General features: G+C 61.6%; 18 protein-coding genes. 10 read left to right on the top strand and 8 right to left on the bottom strand.

What is annotated here, in order from left to right:
• Positions 1 to 22: 22 nt before the first annotated feature.
• The 3 genes from ACM6IO_RS20545 to ACM6IO_RS20535 are packed head-to-tail and all read right to left on the bottom strand — an operon-like array spanning position 23 to position 2,045.
• Complete coding sequence (locus ACM6IO_RS20545; protein ID WP_192227438.1) at positions 23 to 661, bottom strand: response regulator transcription factor; 639 nt, start codon at positions 659 to 661, stop codon at positions 23 to 25.
• Positions 658 to 1,920 (bottom strand): histidine kinase, encoded by a 1,263-nt coding sequence (locus ACM6IO_RS20540; RefSeq protein WP_414912123.1) that lies wholly within the window; start codon positions 1,918 to 1,920, stop codon positions 658 to 660. The genes ACM6IO_RS20545 and ACM6IO_RS20540 overlap by 4 nt, the downstream gene beginning before the upstream one ends.
• A 2-nt stretch (positions 1,921 to 1,922) precedes the next feature.
• Complete coding sequence (locus tag ACM6IO_RS20535; RefSeq protein ID WP_008024888.1) at positions 1,923 to 2,045, bottom strand: hypothetical protein; 123 nt, start codon at positions 2,043 to 2,045, stop codon at positions 1,923 to 1,925.
• Positions 2,046 to 2,202: 157 nt separating this feature from the next.
• Here ACM6IO_RS20535 and ACM6IO_RS20530 point away from each other — a divergent pair, with 157 nt between their 5' ends.
• From ACM6IO_RS20530 to ACM6IO_RS20505, 6 genes are all read left to right on the top strand, one after another.
• Complete coding sequence (locus ACM6IO_RS20530) at positions 2,203 to 3,387, top strand: ABC transporter substrate-binding protein (RefSeq protein WP_414912122.1); 1,185 nt, start codon at positions 2,203 to 2,205, stop codon at positions 3,385 to 3,387.
• Positions 3,388 to 3,416: 29 nt separating this feature from the next.
• Complete coding sequence (locus ACM6IO_RS20525; RefSeq protein ID WP_223450520.1) at positions 3,417 to 4,376, top strand: YVTN family beta-propeller repeat protein; 960 nt, start codon at positions 3,417 to 3,419, stop codon at positions 4,374 to 4,376.
• On the top strand, positions 4,373 to 5,104 hold the full coding sequence (locus ACM6IO_RS20520; protein ID WP_414912121.1) for an ABC transporter ATP-binding protein: 732 nt from the start codon (positions 4,373 to 4,375) through the stop codon (positions 5,102 to 5,104). The genes ACM6IO_RS20525 and ACM6IO_RS20520 overlap by 4 nt, the downstream gene beginning before the upstream one ends.
• Positions 5,101 to 5,892, top strand: coding sequence for an ABC transporter permease (locus ACM6IO_RS20515; RefSeq protein WP_414912120.1), 792 nt, complete (start codon positions 5,101 to 5,103; stop codon positions 5,890 to 5,892). The genes ACM6IO_RS20520 and ACM6IO_RS20515 overlap by 4 nt, the downstream gene beginning before the upstream one ends.
• Positions 5,893 to 6,183: 291 nt before the next feature.
• Complete coding sequence (locus tag ACM6IO_RS20510; RefSeq protein WP_192227433.1) at positions 6,184 to 6,741, top strand: PQQ-dependent catabolism-associated CXXCW motif protein; 558 nt, start codon at positions 6,184 to 6,186, stop codon at positions 6,739 to 6,741.
• Positions 6,742 to 6,797: 56 nt separating this feature from the next.
• Positions 6,798 to 7,463 carry a response regulator transcription factor gene (locus ACM6IO_RS20505; RefSeq protein WP_084320911.1) on the top strand — a complete coding sequence of 222 codons (666 nt, stop codon included), beginning with the start codon at positions 6,798 to 6,800 and terminating at the stop codon, positions 7,461 to 7,463.
• Positions 7,464 to 7,784: 321 nt separating this feature from the next.
• Here the strand turns inward: ACM6IO_RS20505 and nahK are convergent, their stop codons facing one another.
• The 4 genes from nahK to ACM6IO_RS20485 all read right to left on the bottom strand — a co-directional run bounded on the left by nahK (position 7,785) and on the right by ACM6IO_RS20485 (position 13,922).
• The gene (gene nahK, locus ACM6IO_RS20500) at positions 7,785 to 10,418 is read right to left on the bottom strand and encodes a hybrid sensor histidine kinase/response regulator NahK/ErcS' (protein WP_162130703.1); all 2,634 of its coding nucleotides are present in this window, start codon (positions 10,416 to 10,418) and stop codon (positions 7,785 to 7,787) included.
• Complete coding sequence (gene nosP / locus ACM6IO_RS20495) at positions 10,348 to 11,511, bottom strand: nitric oxide-sensing protein NosP (RefSeq protein WP_414912119.1); 1,164 nt, start codon at positions 11,509 to 11,511, stop codon at positions 10,348 to 10,350. The genes nahK and nosP overlap by 71 nt, the downstream gene beginning before the upstream one ends.
• A gap of 244 nt (positions 11,512 to 11,755) precedes the next feature.
• Entirely contained in the window at positions 11,756 to 12,940 is a 1,185-nt protein-coding gene (locus ACM6IO_RS20490; protein WP_008040029.1) for a porin, read from the bottom strand.
• Positions 12,941 to 13,115: 175 nt separating this feature from the next.
• Positions 13,116 to 13,922: a sulfite exporter TauE/SafE family protein gene (locus ACM6IO_RS20485; RefSeq protein ID WP_414912118.1), complete on the bottom strand. Its 807-nt coding sequence runs from the start codon at positions 13,920 to 13,922 to the stop codon at positions 13,116 to 13,118.
• 160 nt (positions 13,923 to 14,082) lie between these two features.
• Between ACM6IO_RS20485 and ACM6IO_RS20480 the strand changes: the two genes are divergently transcribed.
• Entirely contained in the window at positions 14,083 to 14,946 is an 864-nt protein-coding gene (locus ACM6IO_RS20480; protein WP_414912117.1) for an MBL fold metallo-hydrolase, read from the top strand.
• Between the two features lie 214 nt (positions 14,947 to 15,160).
• On the opposite strand, the gene bkdR is transcribed toward ACM6IO_RS20480, so the two are convergent.
• Entirely contained in the window at positions 15,161 to 15,649 is a 489-nt protein-coding gene (bkdR, locus tag ACM6IO_RS20475; protein WP_008034067.1) for a Bkd operon transcriptional regulator BkdR, read from the bottom strand.
• A 186-nt stretch (positions 15,650 to 15,835) separates the two neighbouring features.
• Here bkdR and ACM6IO_RS20470 point away from each other — a divergent pair, with 186 nt between their 5' ends.
• Genes ACM6IO_RS20470 through ACM6IO_RS20460 form a run of 3 tightly spaced genes read left to right on the top strand, consistent with a single transcriptional unit; the run spans position 15,836 to position 19,403 of the window.
• Entirely contained in the window at positions 15,836 to 17,071 is a 1,236-nt protein-coding gene (locus tag ACM6IO_RS20470; protein ID WP_084321716.1) for a 3-methyl-2-oxobutanoate dehydrogenase (2-methylpropanoyl-transferring) subunit alpha, read from the top strand.
• A 1-nt stretch (position 17,072) separates the two neighbouring features.
• Positions 17,073 to 18,131: an alpha-ketoacid dehydrogenase subunit beta gene (locus ACM6IO_RS20465; RefSeq protein ID WP_008040031.1), complete on the top strand. Its 1,059-nt coding sequence runs from the start codon at positions 17,073 to 17,075 to the stop codon at positions 18,129 to 18,131.
• Positions 18,132 to 19,403 carry a dihydrolipoamide acetyltransferase family protein gene (locus ACM6IO_RS20460; RefSeq protein WP_414912116.1) on the top strand — a complete coding sequence of 424 codons (1,272 nt, stop codon included), beginning with the start codon at positions 18,132 to 18,134 and terminating at the stop codon, positions 19,401 to 19,403.
• The last annotated feature ends 1 nt before the right edge of the window (position 19,404 follow it).

Raw genomic sequence — 19,404 nt, 5'->3', positions numbered from 1 at the left:
CAAGGGGAATGTGTGAGTTCAGCTACCCCGCCTTTCGCACCACCCCCATATCAATCCCCAGATGCACCAGCTCGGCATGGGAGCTCACCTGCAATTTGCTCTTGAGCAACGTCAGGTGATTGGAGACGGTCTTGCTGCTGATGCTCAGTTGTTCGGCAATCACACGGGCCGGGGTGCCTTTGGCGAGCATCACGAAAATCTCCAGTTCGCGCTGGGTCATGCTCTGCAAACGCGGGTCGCTGGCGTCCTGTTGCGGGTGACACGCCAGTTGTGTGGCCAGGGGCTGTTCGATGTAGGCGTGGCCCGCGAGAATCCGCCGCACCGCCTCGATCAGCACTTCGGGCGCCGAGCTTTTGGTCAGGTAACCCGAAGCACCCGCCTCCAGTGCCTGGCGCACCAGCGGCAGCTCATCGTGCATGCTGAAAAACAGCACGCGCAGTTGCGGCAGACGCTGTCGCAACCGGCGCGTGGTTTCCAGCCCGCTGATCCCCGGCAGGCCGAAATCCATGATCACCAGATTCGGCACGGCCTCCTGAACCCTGATCAGCGCTTCTTCACCCGTCGCGGCTTCACGCACTTCCATCGCCGGCAGCAACGCGCGCAACAAACTCGCGTAGCCCTGACGGACTACCGCATGGTCATCCACCAGCAGAATATTCATGACGCCTCCAAAGGCATGCTCAAGGCCAGCGCCCAACCGGCGCCGGGGAGGCTGATGATGCGTAACTCACCGCCCAGACTGCGGGCGCGCTCGAACATCGAATACAAACCGACACCCGGCCGCTGTGGCTGGCGGGCGCCGCAACCGTTGTCACGGATCAATAAGCGCAAGTGGCCGCCGCAGTGTTGCAGGCGAACCCGCACCTGGCTTGCATCGGCGTGGCGGGCGACGTTGGTCAAGGCTTCCTGCAACAGGCGGTAGAGATGGGTCTTGTCCGGCGCAGACAATGGCGGCAACGAAGCGCTGACGCGCAACTGACAATCGACACCCTGTCGGCCTTGCCACTGCTCCACCAACAACGCGAAAGCCTCGGCCAACGGCAGGTGTTGCAACACCACCGGATAGAGGTCGTGCACCAGCGCTCTGAATCCTTGTTGCAGGTGCTCGCAGTTGTGTTCCAGCTCACGCACCGTGCGCTCCACGGTGTCCGGTTGGTCGGCGACCAGGCGCAACAGACAGGCCTGCGCGCGAATCCCCGCCAGGTATTGACCGAGGTCGTCGTGCAGGGTCTGCGCCAGATGAGTGCGTTCCTGTTCCTGCACCGCCAGCAAGGTCTGGGTCAGTTGCGTGTTGTCGGCCCGCGCCTGCTCCAGTGCTTCGGTCATGCGATTGAAGTGCACCGCCAGTTGCCGCGCTTCCGGCAGCCCTTGCGCGCGCAGTCGCACCTTGAGCTGGCCTCCGGAAACCTGCCGCAAGGCGCGCAGCAACTCATCGAGCAGGCCCATGCCCCGGCGCACGGCCCAGCGAATGGTCAACAGACTCAACAACAACGCCAGGCCACACAGGCTCAGTAATTGCTGGAGGGAATCCCAGACTTCATCGATTTCATCCCGTGGGTCGACCGCAATCAGCACACGCCGGCCATCCTGCAGATCGAGCTCCCGCGCACTGTGCCTGGCCTCGGCAAACAGCAATCGCCCGAGCCAGGCGTCGAGCCCGTCCTGCATTGGCGGTTGTGCCGCTTCGCCCGGTTCGAGCCAGCGCACCCGCACGTGACGCAGACTTTGCGTCAGCCGTGGTTGCAGGCTGGCGGGATCGCGCGCGGCGGTTTCGCTCAAGTACTCGACCACCGCCTCGGCGGATTGCAGCTCTCGCTCCACATCCGCCAGCGCCTGGTGCACCAGCAAGCCCATGCACGCCAAAGTGACCAGCGCGAAAAATCCGCAGACCCAGAGGTTGATCCGCCACAGGGCCGACACGCCTAGCGCCCCGGTGTCGCAGGCATCACCAGCAGCGACGCGGGGCGCGGGCCGTGGAGCTTGTCGACGCCAATCAGACTCAGGATCAGCAACAACGGCAGGAGCAGCGCCTTGAGAATACGCATGGTCGATCTCCTTCAGAGTGATGGCCGTTGTTGCCCATGCTAAAACCGCGCCGCCCTCGGCGAGTTACTACCTTGGTACTGCCTCACTGGTACTTTCTGCATATTTCATCCCGTCCTCAGGCTTCCTATGCTGGCGCTACCCGTGATGGAGTGCCCTATGCGCCAGCTTGCCCCTTACGCCCTGATCTACCTGTTGGCGATTGCCTGCGCCGCCGGGCTGGCGACACAAAGTCAGGCGGCCGATGCACCGCTGCAAGTGCAGATCGGTTACCTGGGTTATCGCCCCGACCCGGGGCCCTTGCTGTCGAACATCATTCCCGAGCCCGTCGATGCCGGCCTGCGTGGCGCCGAATTGGCGATCACCGACAGCAACAGCACCGGGCGCTTTCTCAATCACAGTTACAGCCTGGCCAACGCCAACGTCGACAACCCGCAGGCCTTGCTCGATGCGGCCAAGGCGCAACACGCGCAAGGTCTGCGCCTGTTTGTGGTGAACGCGCCGGTGGCCAGCCTGCGGCAACTCAGCGCCGCCCTGCCCGACAGTTTGCTGATCAACGCCGGCAGCCCGGATGACAGCCTGCGCACCACCGATTGCCTGCCGAACGTGCTGCACACGCTGCCGAGCCGGGCCATGCTCGCTGATGCCTTGGCGCAGTTTCTGGTGGTGCGCAAATGGCAGCGGGCACTGCTGATTGTCGGCCCGACCGCCGACGATCAAGCCTATGCCGCCGCCCTGCGCCGCGCGGCGAAACGCTTCGGCGTGCAACTGGTGGCGGAAAAAACCTGGAGTTTCGATAACGATCAACGCCGCAGCGCCCAGGCCGACATGCCGCTGTTCACCCAGACCGCCGAGTACGACGTGGTTCTGGTGGCCGATGAACGCGGTGACTTCGGCGAATACGTGCCCTACCAGACCTGGTATCCGCGCCCGGTGGCCGGCACTCAAGGCCTGACCCCGGTGGGCTGGCACAAGACCGTGGAAACTTACGGCGCAGCGCAATTGCAGAAACGCTTCGAAGCCATGGCCGGACGCTGGATGAACGACCGCGACTTTGCCGCGTGGATGGCCGTGCGCAGCATCGCCAGCGCGGTGAGCAAACTGCGTCAGACCGATCCGATGGCGATCCGCAACCTGGAAATCAGTGACCAACTGCCGCTCGATGGCTTCAAGGGTCGCAAGCTCAGTTATCGCCCGTGGAACGGCCAGTTGCGCCAGCCGATCCCCATTGTGCAGCCGCGGGCGCTGGTCAGCACCTCGCCACAGGACGGCTTTCTGCACCCCTTCAACGAAATGGACAGCCTCGGTTACGACAAAGCCGAGGTCAGCTGCCGCTTTCCCTGATCTTCCACAACAACAATAAGGAATCCGCCATGCGCCGCACCCTGCTTTCATGCGCCCTGTTGCTCGCTGCCGGGCACGCCGCGGCCAGCACCGCCTGGGTCTCCAACGAAAAAGACAACAGCCTCAGCCTGATCGACATGCAGACCCTGCAAGTCACCGACACCCTGCCCGTCGGCCAGCGCCCGCGCGGTCTGTTGCTGTCCCACGACAACAAGCTGCTGTACATCTGCGCCAGCGATTCGGACCGGGTGCAGGTGATGGACGTGGCCACGCGCAAGATCATCAAGGAACTGCCTTCGGGCAAGGACCCCGAGCAATTCGCCCTGCACCCGAACAATCGCTGGCTCTACGTTTCCAACGAGGACGATGCGCTGGTGACGGTGATCGACACCGAAACCTCCAAGGTGCTGAGTCAGATCAACGTCGGCGTCGAGCCCGAAGGCATGGCCGTCAGCCCGGACGGCAAATGGGCGGTGAACACCAGCGAAACCACCAACATGCTGCACTGGATCGACACCGGCACCCAGACCCTGGCCGACAGCACGCTGGTGGATCAGCGCCCGCGTTTCGTCGAGTTCGCGCCCGATGGCAAACAGTTGTGGGCCTCGGCGGAAATCGGCGGCACCGTGACCATTCTTGACACCGCCACCCGGCAGGTCCTCAAGACCCTGACCTTCCAGATCAAGGGCGTGCACCCGGACAAGGTGCAACCGGTGGGCATCAAACTCAGCGCTGACGGCAAGTACGGTTTCGTCGCGCTGGGCCCGGCCAACCACGTCGCGGTGATCGATGCCAAAACCTTCGAAATCCTCGATTACCTGCTGGTCGGCCGGCGCGTGTGGCAGATGGCATTCACCCCGGATCAGAAGCAGTTGCTGGCCACTAATGGCGTCAGCGGCGATGTGTCGGTGATTGATATCGACAGCCTCAAAGTGAGCAAATCGGTGAAGGTCGGGCGCTATCCGTGGGGCGTGGTGGTGACGCCATGAACGCACTGGAAGTCAGCGACCTGAGTTTCGCCTACGGCGCGCGGGAGGCGTTGCGCCAAGTGAGTTTCAGCCTGGCGCCCGGTCGTTTTGCGGCGCTGCTGGGGCCGAACGGCGCCGGCAAATCGACGCTGATTGCCTTGCTGACCCGACTGTACGATGTGCAACGCGGTGATATCCGTGTCGGCGCTTGTTCATTGCGGGGTGCTCCGCGCCCGGCGCTCAAGCAATTGGGGGTGGTGTTTCAGCAAAGTACGCTGGACCTGGACCTCAGCGTCGAGCAGAACCTGCGTTATCACGCCGCGCTGCACGGAATGTCGCGGCGTGAAACCGCAATTCGGGTCGATGCCGAACTGGCCCGCCAGTCGTTGACCGAACGCCGTCGCGAGCGGGTACGCGAGCTGAATGGCGGTCATCGTCGCCGGGTGGAAATCGCTCGCGCGCTGCTGCATGAGCCACGCCTGTTGCTGCTCGACGAGGCCAGTGTCGGCCTTGATCCGGCCAGTCGCCTGGCGCTCAATCAACACATCCGCAGCTTGTGCCGCGAGCACCGCCTCAGCGTGCTCTGGACCACGCACTTGCTGGACGAGGTGCAGCCGAGCGATGACTTGCTGATTCTCCATCAAGGGCGCTTGGTCGCCAGTGGCCAGGCCGATGCGTTGAGCCTGGAACACGGCGGCGACCTCGGTTCGGCCTTCGCTCGCCTGACCACCTCGGGAGCCGTCCAATGAATGCTTACTGGCAATGTTTCAGCGGCATCGTGCTGCGTGAATGGCTGCGTTTTGTCTTGCAGCGCACGCGGTTTCTCAGTGCACTGGTGCGGCCACTGCTGTGGCTGCTGGTGTTCGCCGCCGGTTTTCGCGCAGCACTCGGCATCGCGATCATCGAGCCCTACGACACCTACATTCCGTATGACGTCTACATCATTCCGGGGCTGGCCTGCATGATCCTGTTGTTCAACGGCATGCAAGGTTCGCTGTCGATGGTCTACGACCGGGAGATGGGCAGCATGCGTGTACTGCTCACCAGTCCCTTGCCCCGCACATTTCTGCTGTGCAGCAAACTGTTGGCCACCTCGCTGATTTCGCTGTTGCAGGTGTATGCCTTTCTGGCGATTGCCTGGGTGTACGGCGTGCAGCCGCCGGCCATGGGCCTGTTGATCGCTTTGCCGGCGTTGCTGCTGGTGGCGTTGATGCTCAGTGCGTTGGGGTTGTTGCTGTCGAACGCGATCCGCCAACTGGAGAACTTTGCCGGGGTGATGAACTTCGTGATCTTCCCGCTGTTTTTCCTATCGTCGGCGCTGTACCCGCTGTGGAAGATGCGCGAGTCGAGCGAGTGGTTGTATTGGTTGTGCGCCGTGAACCCGTTTACGCATGCAGTGGAACTGGTGCGGTTTGCCTTGTACGAGCGCTTCAACCCGTTGGCATTGGCGGTGTGCATCGGCCTGACGCTGCTGTTCTCGCTACTGGCAGTCCTCACCTTCAACCCCCAACACGCCGCCCTGCGCAAATCCAGCTAACCCCAGTGTGCCAGACACGCCGCCATCGTCGGAACGCCGCCCGCAGCAAGCCGGCTCCTACAAGGGATGTGACCTGCCGCAATCGTGTGATCGACATCGAACTGTAGGAGCCGGCTTGCTGGCGATCCAGACAACGCGGTGTATCAGACACACCGCCATCGCCGGCAAGCCGGCTCCTACAGTTGATCTCACCAAAATTACTACTTTAGTACTGGTTTTCCTGTCTATCGTCGCATTCCCAACGCACCGCGACTGGCATGTAATGGGCTCATAACTATAAGGACTGAACCCATGCCGCGTGCCCGACGTGTTCTGCTGCGCCCTTCCCTCGCTGTGTTATCGCTGAGCCTGTTGCTGGGCGTCGCACACGCCGAAACACCGCTGTTCTCAGCTGATGGCTACCGCATCGGCCTGTACCGCAGCCCCACGCCGAATCAGGCCGAGGGGGTCACCATCGTCGACACCGCCGCCCTGCAAACCCTGCTCACCCAGACGCCTCGCCCAGTGTTGATCGATGTCTACCGCCGCCAATGGCTGCAAGGGCGTTTCATCGAAGACCAGCCCCACGAAAACCTGCCCGGCAGCCACTGGCTGGCCAACACCGGCGATGGCGACCTGACACCCGACTGGCAGGATTACTTCTCGCGCAATCTGCAAAAATTCACCGCCGGCGATCCCCGGCAACCGCTGGTCTTTTACTGCCGGTCCGATTGCTGGTTGAGCTGGAATGCGGTCAAACGCGCCGCCGCCATGGGCTATAAGACTCTGTATTGGTATCGCGATGGCCTGGATGCCTGGCAAGCGGCGAACCTGCCCGTGACACCCGCCCTGCCCGAACCTTTTCCCTGACCTTTACGCGTGCGTGTTGTTGCCACACCATAATCAAAATAATGAGGTGAAAGGCTATGTACAAAATTCTGATTGCCGACGATCACCCGCTGTTTCGCGAAGCCATTCATAACGTCATCAGCGATGGATTCCCGGGCAGCGAGGTCATGGAAACCGCCGACCTCGACAGCGCCCTGGCGCTGACTCAGGACCACGACGACCTGGACCTGATCCTGCTCGACCTGAACATGCCCGGCATGCACGGCCTCAATGGCCTGATCAACCTGCGCAACGAGGCACCGACCATTCCAGTGGTGATCGTCTCGGCGGAACAGGACAAGCAGATCGTGCTGCAAGCCATCACCTATGGCGCGGTGGGTTTCATCACCAAGTCCTCGCCACGGGTGCAGATGACCGAGGCTATCCAGCAGATTCTCAATGGCAACGTCTACCTGCCGCCGGACATCATCCGCACGCAGAAAAGCGGCACCCACCGCCGGATGAACGACACCCCGAGCTTCCCGCCGGAACTGCTCCAGGCCCTGACCCGCAAACAGTTGCTGGTGCTGGAGCGCATGACCAAAGGCGAGTCGAACAAACAGATCGCCTACACCCTGGAAATCGCTGAAACCACGGTCAAGGCCCACGTTTCGGCGATCTTGCGCAAACTCAACGTGCATAATCGGGTACAGGCGATCCTGAGTGCCGGGGATATTGATTTCGGCTCTTATCTACGACGTTGAGACCGCGTCGCGCCCATCGCCATCAAGCCGGCTCCTACAAGAACAACGCAATCCCCTGTAGGAGCCGGCTTGCTGGCGATGAGGCCCTCAACATCAACAAATATCTCAAGGCCTGCCGAGCAAATCGCCAGCAAGCTGGCTCCTACAGGAACAACGCAATCCCCTGTAGGAGCCGGCTTGCCGGCGATGAGGCCATCAGCCCCCGCACAAATTTCAGGGCCGGCCAAGCAAATCGCCAGCAAGCCGGCTCCTACAGGAACAACGCGATCCCCTGTAGGAGCCGGCTTGCTGGCGATGAGGCCCTCAACATCAACAAATATCTCAAGGCCTACCGAGCAAATGACTCATCGCCGTCTTCAGCTTCATCGGCCGCACCGGCTTATGCATCAAGGTGTGCCCCAGCTCTCGAATCTGCAATTTGAGCTCATTGCTGTAATTGGCGGTGATCATCATCGCCGGAATGGCTGAGCCGCGCCGGGCGTTGATCCGCGCCACGGCATCCACGCCGTTCTGATCGTCATCCAGGTGGTAATCGGCAATCAGCAAATCCGCCTCGGCGTGATAGTTGTCCACTTGCCGCGCCAGGTCCTGCTCCGACAGCGCCGTCACCACCAGACAGCCCCAGCCTTCGAGCAAGGTGCGCATGCCGGCGCAAATCGCCGCATCGTTATCCAGCACCCACACTCGCGCACCGCGCAGACGTTCGAGCATCGGCTCACTCATCAACAGGCTCGGCAGTGCCTTGGGTGCCGTCGCGCTCAACGGCACCTCGACGGAAAACACCGAGCCCTTGCCCGGCCACGAACGCACGTGAATGCGGTGCCCGAGAATCCCGGCAATTTTCTCGACGATTGCCAGCCCCAGCCCCAACCCGCGATCCTGATCCGGACGTTGCACATCACCGCGTTTGAACTCCTGGAAAATCTCTTCCAGACGGTTTTCGGCGATGCCCATGCCGCTGTCCCAGACCTCGATCGACAGCCGCTGATGATGCCGCCGGCAACCGAGCACCACGCGGCCGCTGTAGGTGTAGCGAATCGCGTTGCTCAACAGGTTGCGCAAGATCCGCGCGAGCAATTGAATGTCACTGCGAACCAGCGCCGAACACCCGATGAAATGCAGCTCAAGCCCTTCACTGCGCGCGACCTGGGTGTACTCGGCAGCGAGGTTTTCCAGCAACTCGCTCAAGGCGAACGGCGCAATGTCGGCTTTGATCACCCCGGCATCGAGTTTGGAAATGTCGACCAGCGTGCCGAGCAGATTCTCCACGTCTTCCAGGGAATTGCTGACGTTGCGCACCAGAATCTCGTTGGCCAGCGGCTCCCGGCGTTCGAGCAAGGCGCTGGTAAACAGGCGCGCGGCGTTCAGCGGTTGCAGCAAATCGTGGCTGACGGCGGCAAGAAACTTGGTCTTCGACAGGTTGGCCTGCTCGGCTTCGAGCTTGGCCTCCCGCAGGCGTGATTCAACCCGCCGACGTTCGTCGATCTCGCGCAGCAACTGGTCATTGAGGGTCGTCAGTTCCGCCGTGCGTTCGCGCACCCGCAGTTCGAGGTTCTGATAGGCCTGGTGCAACGCCTCGGCCGTGCGGCGGCGCTCGGTGATGTCGCGGATCAACACGAAAATCCCCACCACTTCGCCGGTTACCAGCCGATTGGGCACGTAGGAGCGCAGCATGTAGCGCTCCTGGTTGTTGATGTTGGTTTCGGCGAACTCGAACGTCACGCTTTCACCGGCCAACGCCCGCGCCACATAGGCTTCCAGGCGCTGGTAATGCTGCTCGCTGTGCACTTCGCGCAGGCTCTGCCCGAGCATCACGCCGCGTGGCCAGCAGTACCATTCTTCGTAGACCTTGTTGGTGAACTCGTAGACCAGATCGGCATTGAGGTAGGCGATCAGCGCCGGTACGTGGTCGGTGATCAGGCGAATCCAGCGCTCGCTTTCGCTCAGTGCTTCGGCGTGCTGGTAGCGTTCGGTGATGTCGGTAAAGGTGTTTACGAAGCCGCCGGTGGGCAGCGGATGCGTGCGGATTTCCAGGACCCGGCCATCGTACAGTCGCTGCTCGCATTCCTGCACCGGGCGCCCGTTGCCGTCGCGGCTGGCCGGGGTCAGCAGGTTCAACTCGCTGTCGGCGATCACTTCGGCGAACGGTCGATGCGCCGCCACCGGCGCCAGGCCGCTGAGTTCAAGGAAGCGCCGGTTCCACAACTCCAGAATGCCCTCGGCGTTGACCATCGCCACGCCTTGGGACAGGTTGTCCACGGCCCGTTGCAACAAATGCGATTTCTGCGCCACGGCCTGCTCGCGGCGCACGGTTTCACTGAGTTTGACGTCGGTGATGTCGGTGAACAGGATCACCCGCCCGCCTTCCTGGGTCGGCCGTTCGCTGACTTGCAGCCAGCGACCGTCCTGCAAGCGGAACAGCAGGTTCTCGTCGGCCTGCCCGCGCGGTTCTTCGGTGAACAGACCGGTGGACAGCATCAGCCGCTTGACCTCGGCCAGGCGCATGCCGGCGTTGATTCGCACCCGGCTGTTACCCCAGAACGCCTTGAAGCGGCTGTTGAACAGCACGATCCGCTGCTCTGCGTCGAACAATACAAAGGCGTCGGAAATGCTCTCGATCGCGTCGATCAGGTGTTGATGCGCGGTTTCCGCACGCAGACGCGCTTCGCTGAGCAAGTGATTGCCTGACTTCAGTTCAGCCATGGCTTGGTTCAAGGCATCGGTGCGCTCACGTACCTGTTCGGCCAGCACCACCGAATGCTGGAACGCCGCGTACGGGTCGTTGCCGCGGGTGATGCCGGACTCGATCCGTTCGATCAGCGCAGCATTGATGCGCTGCAATTTGTGGTTTTCGTGCCGCAGGCTGGCGACTTGAGCCGCAAGCTCAGCGATGTCCAGGGGAGCGGCCTCGGGCAATGGCAACCCCGGTGAAGGTCTGGTTGATGTGCATGCCATTGAACTGTTCTCCGTAGGTGTTGAAACCCATCACCCGCTGGTCGCGCAAAAACCTGCCGATCTGCTCCAGATTGCCGCCGTCTTCCAGCTCCAGGCGCCTGAGAAAGCAGTCGCAGCCGATGGTCAACAACAGGTCACCGAGGCGTTCCTGCAAACCGTCGAACAGGGTTTGCAGATTGGGCAGCATCGGGCCGGGCGTCATGACGGTGAGGACGATGCCGTTTTCCACGGCGCAGTAGAAACTCAGGCTCAAGTCCGGGTGCACCTGCTGGATGGCCCGCACGTAATACTGATCGTTGATCCGCACTGCCAGCGGGTGGGCGGCGAAGATCCGATGATCGAGTTCAGCCACAGGCACGCCGATGTGCCGGGCGTACTCCTCGGCGGCCGGTTCGGCATTCAGTTCGAAGACCCGGCGCGAGGTGCTGTCGGCGCCAGTGACCACCAGTTTTTCCGCCCTCGGCAGGATGTGGTGGGTGGTGAAGACTTCGAAGTCGAGCCAGGTATTGACCAGCACCACCACCGCCGCGCCGCTGTGGAACTCGCCGCCGAAGTAAACGTGGGTGTGGGTCAGGTAATTGTCGTCGCCGGCCGAGCCACCGAAATGCGGAATGTCGCCCAACGCCGCGCTCAACGCCGCGAGCACCATTTCTTCACGGCTGGACAAACCATCGAGCAAGGTCAGGGCAAAGCTGTTGCCCTTGATCGGCGCCAGGGTGTTGCTGCGACAACCACTGACCAGACGCTCGACCATTTGCTGGGCGTCGATCAGGCTGAAGCGCTCCATCTCGTCGATCAATTCGGCATCGATGGAAAAATGCCGATGGTCGAAACCCACCGCCGTCACGCAGTTGCGCCCGTAACCCAGCGGGGTGATTTCACCGGCGCTGGTGCAACCGACCAGACGGATACCGCCGAAGCTCTGCTGCAAGGCCTGGCCCAGCGCCTGCAAGTCGTACTCGGCGGAGCAGAAAAACAGCACAAAGCCCAAATGCGGATGCAGCAACTGCCGCGCCAACTCCTGGGCTACCTGCTGGGCATCGGTCGCCTGGGACATCGCACTGACGACCCCGTCGCTCTGAACCTGCTGCATCGTCGCCTCCCGCAGGTGCGCATGTGTGAGGTTGGAGTGTACGAAGGCAGCGGTCGGCGACGTATGCTACTTGGGTAGCGGTCAGGCGCTTCGATGGGATGAGAGTCCCTGCAAACACCGTCGATCCTTTGTAGGAGCGAGGCTTGCCCGCGAAAGCGGTGTGTCAGTCGACATTAATGTCAAATGTGACGGCCTCTTCGCGGGCAAGCCTCGCTCCTACAAAGGATTTGCGGTGTGGCTGGGGTTACCAGGTCAACACCGCCCCCACCGCGAAGGTGTCGGTGTCTTCGTTTTGCGCGCTGGTTTGGTGGCCATTGATTTCGAACTGGTTGTACTCGGCCACCAGCTTCAGGTTGTCATTGACGTCATGGAACAGCGCAATGCCGCGAGTCTCATAGTCCGCGCCGCTGCCCACCACGCCGTTGCCGTCGTCCTTGGTCTTGCCGTAGGACAAGGCCAGGCGGTTTTTGCCCAGCTTGTACGAGCCCTGCAACAGGTAGCCATCACTGTCGACATTCCGCAGCGTCGGTTCGCCGGCGTTGTTGGTGAAGAACGGGTTGATGCCCTTGGCCTGAAAACCCGAACCGGTCAGCGACAAACCGCCCATTTTCGCCTGCACGCCATAACCCAAACCTTTGGAGGTCACGGACTGCACCGTGGAATCGGTGTTGTCCGAAGTCTGGTAGCTGCCATTCACCCAGCTGTAAATCTTCGCCCCGGCGAGGTCGAACTGATAGGTGATCTCGCTCTCGGTGCGCGGATTTTCCTGATAGGCCTTGCCGGTCGCGCTGCTGTCGTTGGTGTCCACCGGGTCCATGATCCCTACCGCGACTCGCAGGCCGTCCATCACCGGGGTGCGGTAAGTGATCTGCGACGTCGGGAACGGGTACGGATAGCCGCTGCCGATGTTGCCGAACGACACCCCGCCGCCATCCACCAACCCGAGCGTGTCGCTGACCTGGCCATAACCGGCCAGCAACTCATCGAGCAGAATGTTGGAACGGGCAAACAGACCGAAGTCCTTGCCGATCAGCACTTCGCCCCATTCCGGGTTGGCCACCGTGCCGTAGAACTGCCGCACGTCGATGGCGGTGTCGGTGCCGTTGGTTTCGCTGTCGTTGATGGTCACCCAGAACGACGCCCTGGCGCCGAGCTTGAGGTCGTCGACCTGCTTGCCCATGTTGAAGCCAAGGTAGTTGGGCAAAAAGCCCATTTTCACCCGTGCCTGTCGACGGTCGAACTGCTCGCCGGCACGGTCGACGTCGCTGTTCACATAGAAGGCGTTGATGTAGCCATCGGTGGAAAACGTAGTCTGGTCCTTGTCGTACAGCATGATTTCGGCTTCGGCCATTGAGCTCAAACCCAGGGCCGACAGGCTGGCGATGAAGGCTGGCAAGTAACGGTGCTTGAAATTCTTATTGTTGTGCATGACGCGCTCCGCAGCGGGGGACTGGATGTCGGAGGCGATTATCGAAAGCGGACCGGCGGCGTCATACGCTGCCTTGGGGGTGGTTTTGAAGTGCTTTGGCGTGGCCGGTGGAGTGCAGCAAGTTCGGTGTAAGACCGGGCCACGACGAGGGCCCGGAACTTAAGGTGTAAGACGCCTAGATGCCGGCCTTGAACAGCATGTAGGCCGCGACCACCACGCAGAGGCTGGCGAAGCCGATCTGCAAGGCCCGGGCCGGTACTCGGGCGCACAACTGTCGACCAACGATCATGCCGATGACGCTCGCAACAATGAACGCCACCCCCAGACCATCGATCCGCACCCCGGCATGAAATGCACCGATCACGCCGATGGCAGAAATCAGGCTGATGACCATCAAGGACGTCGCGACGATCCCGCGCATCTGCACATCGGTCAGTTGCTTGAACGCCGGGACAATCAGAAACCCGCCACCAACCCCGAGCAACCCGGAGACCACGCCGGTCACCGCGCCAAGTGCGGCCAGGGTTGCGGTGCATTTGGCGGTCCAGGAAAAACGCCCGGTCTGTTGATCGAGCATGCAGTTTTTCTGGCCCCAGTGGGCGTGGCCGTGGTCGCTCGGCCCTTCTTCATGGCGCTCGCGGCGCAGCATCCGCCAGGCCACCATGACCATCAGCAGGCTGAACAGAATCATCAGGATTTTTTCCGGCAGTTGATGGGCAAAGTAGATGCCGACCGGGGAAAAAATCGCCCCCAGCAAGGCGATCAACAACGCTGCGCGATAACGCACCAGGCCATGGCGCAACCCATCGACGGCCCCGACCGCCGCCGCACTGCCCACCGCAAACAATGCAACGGGGGCCGCTTGTGTCATGGTCAAACCCAACCCCAGCACCAGGGCCGGAACCGCAAGAATGCCGCCACCGGCACCGGTCAATCCGAGGACCAGGCCCATGGCCACACCAAAAAAACTTGCCAGCAACATAAAACGCTCGTGATCCGTGAGAAGAGCCGGGAACGCCCGGTATCGATGACTGACAGGATAGAGCCCGCGCAGCTTTTTTCCTGCATTGAATTGATCGGGGCTGGTCAGCGCAGGGAAAATGAAACTACCCTGAACACCTGTCCCAAAAGAAACGGCCACCATGCCCGCCTTGATTGAATCCTTCCTCGACCCCGCCTCATCGACCTACAGTTACGTCGTTTACGAGGCCGACGGCAGCCAGTGTGCAATCGTCGACCCCGTGCTCGACTACGACCCGGCCGCCGGGCGCACCGCCACCACCCAGGCCGATAAAATCATCGCCTTCGTGGGTGAACATCAGTTGCAGGTGCAATGGCTGCTGGAAACCCACGCCCACGCCGATCATATGTCTGCCGCGCCTTATCTGCGTCGGGAGCTGGGCGGCAGGATTGCGATTGGTCAGTCGATCAGCAAGGTGCAGGGCGTGTTCAAAGGCCTGTTCAACCTTGAACCGGAATTTGCCGTGGACGGTTCGCAGTTCGATCACCTGTTCGCCCCCGACGAATCGTTCATGATCGGCAACCTCAGGGCCACGGCGCTGCACGTACCCGGTCACACGCCGGCGGACATGGCCTATTTGATCGACAGCAGCGTCATTCTGGTGGGCGATACGTTGTTCATGCCGGATGTCGGCACTGCGCGCTGCGACTTTCCCGGCGGGAATGCCAATCAATTGTTCGCCTCGATCCAGAAGCTGCTGGCGTTTCCGGCCAGCGTGCGGCTTTACGTTTGCCACGACTATCCGCCTGAAAATCGCAAGCCCCAGTGCCAGACCACAGTGGGCGAGCAGCGCAAGAGCAACATCCACATCCATGACGGCATCGACGAAGCGGCATTCGTCGCCATGCGCACCCGGCGCGATGCGGGGCTGGGCATGCCGACGCTGTTGTTACCGGCGATTCAGGTCAACGTACGAGCCGGGAATTTGCCGCCGCCCGAAGAAAACGGCGTCACCTACCTGAAAATCCCCCTGAACAAACTCTGACTCTTGCTGGCGATGGCGATTCCGAGGCCGCCATCGCCGGCAAGCCAGGCTCCCACAATTGCGCGGTGTCACACAAACCCGCCCCCACCACAAAATCCTGTAGGAGCCGGCTTGCTGGCGATAGCGGTGTGTCAGGCAACAATGATGGTGGCTGATGCGCCGCCATCGCCGGCAAGCCGGCTCCTACAGGTTTTGTGGTGTTTGGGGGGGCAGGTCAATTGGTCAGGGTCAATCCGTTTGCCGGCAGCGGCAGCGCGGTTTTATAGCGCACTTGCTTGAGCGCAAAGCTTGAGCGGATGTTCGCCACACCGGGCACTTTGGTGAGGAAGTCCATCATGAAACGCTCCAGCGACTGAATGGTCGGCACCAGCACCCGGATCAGATAATCCGGATCACCCGCCATCAAATAGCACTCCATCACTTCCGGGCGATCCGAGATCGCTTCCTCGAAATGCTGCAACGCCTCCTCCACCTGTTTCTCCAGGCTGACATGAATGAACACATTCACATGCAGCCCCAACAGATCGGCGTCCAGCAGCGTCACTTGCTCGCGAATCAGGCCCAATTCTTCCATCGCCTTGACCCGGTTGAAGCACGGCGTCGGCGACAGATTCACCGAGCGTGCGAGGTCGGCGTTGGTGATGCGCGCGTTCTCCTGAAGGCTGTTGAGAATGCCGATATCGGTACGGTCCAATTTGCGCATGAGAAAAAACCACCTGTTATTTTTGTTTATGCAGATTTTTTAACCTCAAATGACCACCAACGCAACGAAACACAGATAAATATTCTCCTGCGCCGGGCCTATGATGTTTGTAGGACAAGATTTCCATAACACGTGGAATGACGGTCAGCTCACTACAAGAAATTCACAAGATCGAGCGTAGAAGCCATGAACCAAGCGTATGAACCGCTGCGCCTGCACGTCCCTGAACCCTCGGGCCGTCCCGGCTGTAAAACCGACTTCTCCTACCTGCATCTGACTGATGCCGGCACGGTGCGCAAACCCCCAATCGACGTTGAACCCGCCGACACGGCCGACCTGGCCAGCGGCCTGATTCGCGTGCTCGACGATCAGGGCAATGCCCTGGGCCCGTGGGCTGAAGGCGTACCGGTGGAGATCCTGCGTAAAGGCATGCGCGCCATGCTCAAAACGCGGATCTACGACAACCGCATGGTGGTCGCCCAGCGTCAGAAAAAAATGTCGTTCTACATGCAAAGCCTTGGCGAAGAAGCCATCGGCAGCGCCCAGGCCCTGGCCTTGAACATCGACGACATGTGCTTCCCGACCTACCGCCAGCAAAGCATCCTGATGGCACGTGAAGTGCCGCTGGTGGACCTGATCTGCCAGTTGCTGTCCAACGAGCGCGATCCGCTCAAGGGCCGTCAGTTGCCGATCATGTACTCGGTCAAGGAAGCCGGTTTCTTCACCATTTCCGGCAACCTCGCCACCCAATTCGTCCAGGCTGTCGGCTGGGGCATGGCCTCGGCGATCAAGGGCGACACCAAAATCGCCTCGGCCTGGATCGGCGACGGCGCCACTGCCGAGTCGGACTTCCACACCGCCCTGACCTTCGCCCACGTGTACCGCGCGCCGGTGATCCTCAACGTGGTCAACAACCAATGGGCCATCTCCACCTTCCAGGCGATTGCCGGTGGTGAAGCCACTACGTTCGCCGGTCGTGGCGTCGGTTGCGGCATCGCCTCCCTGCGCGTCGACGGTAACGATTTCTACGCGGTCTACGCCGCTTCCGCCTGGGCTGCCGAGCGCGCCCGCCGCAACCTTGGCCCGACCATGATCGAATGGGTCACCTACCGCGCCGGCCCGCACTCGACCTCCGATGATCCGTCCAAATACCGTCCTGCCGACGACTGGAGCCACTTCCCGTTGGGCGACCCGATTGCGCGCCTGAAGCAGCACCTGGTGAAAATCGGTCACTGGTCCGAAGAGGAACACGTCGCCGTCAGCGCCGAACTGGAAGCCGAAGTCATCGCCGCGCAGAAAGAAGCCGAGCAGTACGGCACCCTCGCCGGCGGCCAGATTCCGAGCGCCGCGACCATGTTCGAAGACGTTTATAAAGAGATGCCGGAGCACTTGAAGCGCCAGCGTCAAGAGTTGGGGATCTGACATGAACGATCACAACAACAATATTCAACCGGAAACCGCCATGACCACGACCACCATGACCATGATCCAGGCCCTGCGCTCGGCCATGGATGTGATGCTTGAACGTGACGACAACGTCGTGGTGTTTGGTCAGGACGTCGGCTACTTCGGCGGCGTGTTCCGTTGCACCGAAGGCTTGCAGAACAAGTACGGCACCTCCCGCGTGTTCGATGCGCCGATCTCCGAAAGCGGCATCGTCGGCGTTGCCGTGGGCATGGGCGCCTACGGTTTGCGTCCGGTGGCCGAGATCCAGTTCGCCGACTACGTGTACCCGGCATCGGACCAGATCATTTCCGAAGCCGCCCGCCTGCGTTATCGCTCGGCCGGCGAGTTCACCGCACCGATGACCCTGCGCATGCCATGCGGCGGCGGCATCTATGGCGGCCAGACGCACAGCCAGAGTATCGAGGCGATGTTTACCCAAGTCTGCGGCTTGCGCACGGTGATGCCGTCCAACCCGTACGACGCCAAGGGCCTGCTGATTGCCTCCATCGAAAACGATGACCCGGTGATCTTCCTGGAGCCAAAACGCCTGTACAACGGCCCGTTCGATGGTCACCACGAACGTCCGGTCACGCCATGGTCGAAACACCCGGCCGCGCAAGTCCCGGACGGTTACTACACCGTGCCGCTGGACGTCGCCGCCATCACCCGCCCGGGCAAGGATGTGACCATCCTGACTTACGGCACCACCGTTTATGTGTCGCAAGTCGCCGCTGAAGAAAGCGGGATCGACGCTGAAGTCATCGACCTGCGCAGCCTGTGGCCGCTGGACCTGGAAACCATCACCAAGTCGGTGAAGAAAACCGGCCGTTGCGTGATCGTTCACGAAGCGACCCGCACTTGCGGTTTCGGTGCCGAACTGGCTGCCCTGGTGCAAGAGCATTGCTTCCACTACCTGGAAGCGCCGATCGAACGCGTCACCGGTTGGGACACCCCCTACCCGCACGCGCAAGAGTGGGCGTATTTCCCTGGTCCGTCCCGAGTGGGCGCGGCTTTGCATCGGGTTATGGAGGTCTGAATGGGCACGCACGTTATTAAAATGCCGGACATTGGTGAAGGCATTGCAGAAGTTGAACTGTCGGTGTGGCACGTCAAAGTCGGCGACATGGTCGTCGAAGATCAGGTGCTGGCCGATGTCATGACCGACAAGGCGATGGTCGACATCCCTTCGCCGGTACACGGCAAGGTGATTGCGCTGGGCGGCGTACCCGGCGAAGTCATGGCGGTTGGCAGCATCCTGATCAGCATTGAAGTCGAAGGCGCGGGCAACGTTAAAGAGTCGGCCCAGCCTGCGGTTGCCGCCGCGAAAGAAGCACCGGCCCCCAAAGTCGAAGCTGTTGCAGCAACCAAACCGGCTCCTGCCGCAGCGCCGCGAGCGGCCGTCTGCCAGGGCCCGATGGTGGCTCGCGAAGCTGACGAGCGTCCGCTGGCCTCCCCGGCCGTGCGCAAACATGCGCTGGACCTCGGCATTCAATTGCGCCTGGTGCGCGGCACCGGTCCTGCCGGTCGCGTGCTGCACGAAGACCTGGACGCCTATCTGGCGCAAGGTCAGTCGAATGCAACGACTGCCACCGCCGCTTACGCCCAGCGTAACGACGAAGAACAGATCCCGGTGATCGGCATGCGCCGCAAGATCGCCCAGCGTATGCAGGACGCCACCCAGCGCGCCGCCCACTTCAGTTATGTCGAAGAAATCGACGTGACCGCTGTGGAAGAACTACGTGCGCACCTGAACGAAAAACACGGTGCGACCCGTGGCAAGCTGACCCTGTTGCCATTTTTGGTCCGCGCCCTGGTCGTCGCCCTGCGCGACTTCCCGCAGATCAACGCCCGTTACGACGACGAAGCCCAGGTCATCACCCGCCTCGGCGCGGTGCATGTGGGCATCGCCACTCAAGCCGACATCGGTTTGATGGTGCCCGTGGTACGTCACGCCGAAGCCCGCAGCCTGTGGGACAACGCTGCCGAAATCTCCCGATTGGCCAACGCCGCGCGTAACGGCAAGGCCAGCCGCGATGAATTGTCCGGCTCGAGCATCACCCTGACCAGCCTCGGCGCATTGGGCGGAATCGTCAGCACCCCGGTGCTGAACCTGCCGGAAGTGGCGATCGTCGGCGTCAACAAAATCGTCGAACGCCCGATGGTGGTCAAAGGCCAGATCGTGATCCGCAAGATGATGAACCTCTCCAGCTCCTTCGATCACCGCGTGGTCGATGGCATGGACGCGGCGCAATTCATCCAGGCCGTTCGTGGCTTGCTCGAACAACCCGCTACCTTGTTTGTGGAGTAAG

Origin of the sequence: Pseudomonas sp. IT-P44 (assembly GCF_949768225.1) — a bacterium.
Classification (GTDB): domain Bacteria; phylum Pseudomonadota; class Gammaproteobacteria; order Pseudomonadales; family Pseudomonadaceae; genus Aquipseudomonas; species Aquipseudomonas migulae.
The sequence above is the reverse complement of the archived record's forward strand: the minus strand, read 5'-3'. Positions and strand labels throughout refer to the sequence as shown.

What these genes read in the sequence shown, in the direction of transcription:
- nosP (WP_414912119.1), bottom strand. Translation starts at nt 11,511, where the DNA reads ATGCAGCAGGTTCAGAGCGACGGGGTCGTCAGTGCGATGTCCCAGGCG.
- ACM6IO_RS20520 (WP_414912121.1), top strand. Translation starts at nt 4,373, where the DNA reads ATGAACGCACTGGAAGTCAGCGACCTGAGTTTCGCCTACGGCGCGCGG.
- ACM6IO_RS20460 (WP_414912116.1), top strand. Translation starts at nt 18,132, where the DNA reads ATGGGCACGCACGTTATTAAAATGCCGGACATTGGTGAAGGCATTGCA.
- ACM6IO_RS20490 (WP_008040029.1), bottom strand. Translation starts at nt 12,940, where the DNA reads ATGCACAACAATAAGAATTTCAAGCACCGTTACTTGCCAGCCTTCATC.
- ACM6IO_RS20545 (WP_192227438.1), bottom strand. Translation starts at nt 661, where the DNA reads ATGAATATTCTGCTGGTGGATGACCATGCGGTAGTCCGTCAGGGCTAC.
- nahK (WP_162130703.1), bottom strand. Translation starts at nt 10,418, where the DNA reads ATGGCATGCACATCAACCAGACCTTCACCGGGGTTGCCATTGCCCGAG.
- ACM6IO_RS20530 (WP_414912122.1), top strand. Translation starts at nt 2,203, where the DNA reads ATGCGCCAGCTTGCCCCTTACGCCCTGATCTACCTGTTGGCGATTGCC.
- ACM6IO_RS20480 (WP_414912117.1), top strand. Translation starts at nt 14,083, where the DNA reads ATGCCCGCCTTGATTGAATCCTTCCTCGACCCCGCCTCATCGACCTAC.
- ACM6IO_RS20535 (WP_008024888.1), bottom strand. Translation starts at nt 2,045, where the DNA reads ATGCGTATTCTCAAGGCGCTGCTCCTGCCGTTGTTGCTGATCCTGAGT.
- ACM6IO_RS20465 (WP_008040031.1), top strand. Translation starts at nt 17,073, where the DNA reads ATGAACGATCACAACAACAATATTCAACCGGAAACCGCCATGACCACG.
- ACM6IO_RS20525 (WP_223450520.1), top strand. Translation starts at nt 3,417, where the DNA reads ATGCGCCGCACCCTGCTTTCATGCGCCCTGTTGCTCGCTGCCGGGCAC.
- ACM6IO_RS20470 (WP_084321716.1), top strand. Translation starts at nt 15,836, where the DNA reads ATGAACCAAGCGTATGAACCGCTGCGCCTGCACGTCCCTGAACCCTCG.
- ACM6IO_RS20485 (WP_414912118.1), bottom strand. Translation starts at nt 13,922, where the DNA reads ATGTTGCTGGCAAGTTTTTTTGGTGTGGCCATGGGCCTGGTCCTCGGA.
- ACM6IO_RS20515 (WP_414912120.1), top strand. Translation starts at nt 5,101, where the DNA reads ATGAATGCTTACTGGCAATGTTTCAGCGGCATCGTGCTGCGTGAATGG.
- ACM6IO_RS20510 (WP_192227433.1), top strand. Translation starts at nt 6,184, where the DNA reads ATGCCGCGTGCCCGACGTGTTCTGCTGCGCCCTTCCCTCGCTGTGTTA.
- ACM6IO_RS20505 (WP_084320911.1), top strand. Translation starts at nt 6,798, where the DNA reads ATGTACAAAATTCTGATTGCCGACGATCACCCGCTGTTTCGCGAAGCC.
- bkdR (WP_008034067.1), bottom strand. Translation starts at nt 15,649, where the DNA reads ATGCGCAAATTGGACCGTACCGATATCGGCATTCTCAACAGCCTTCAG.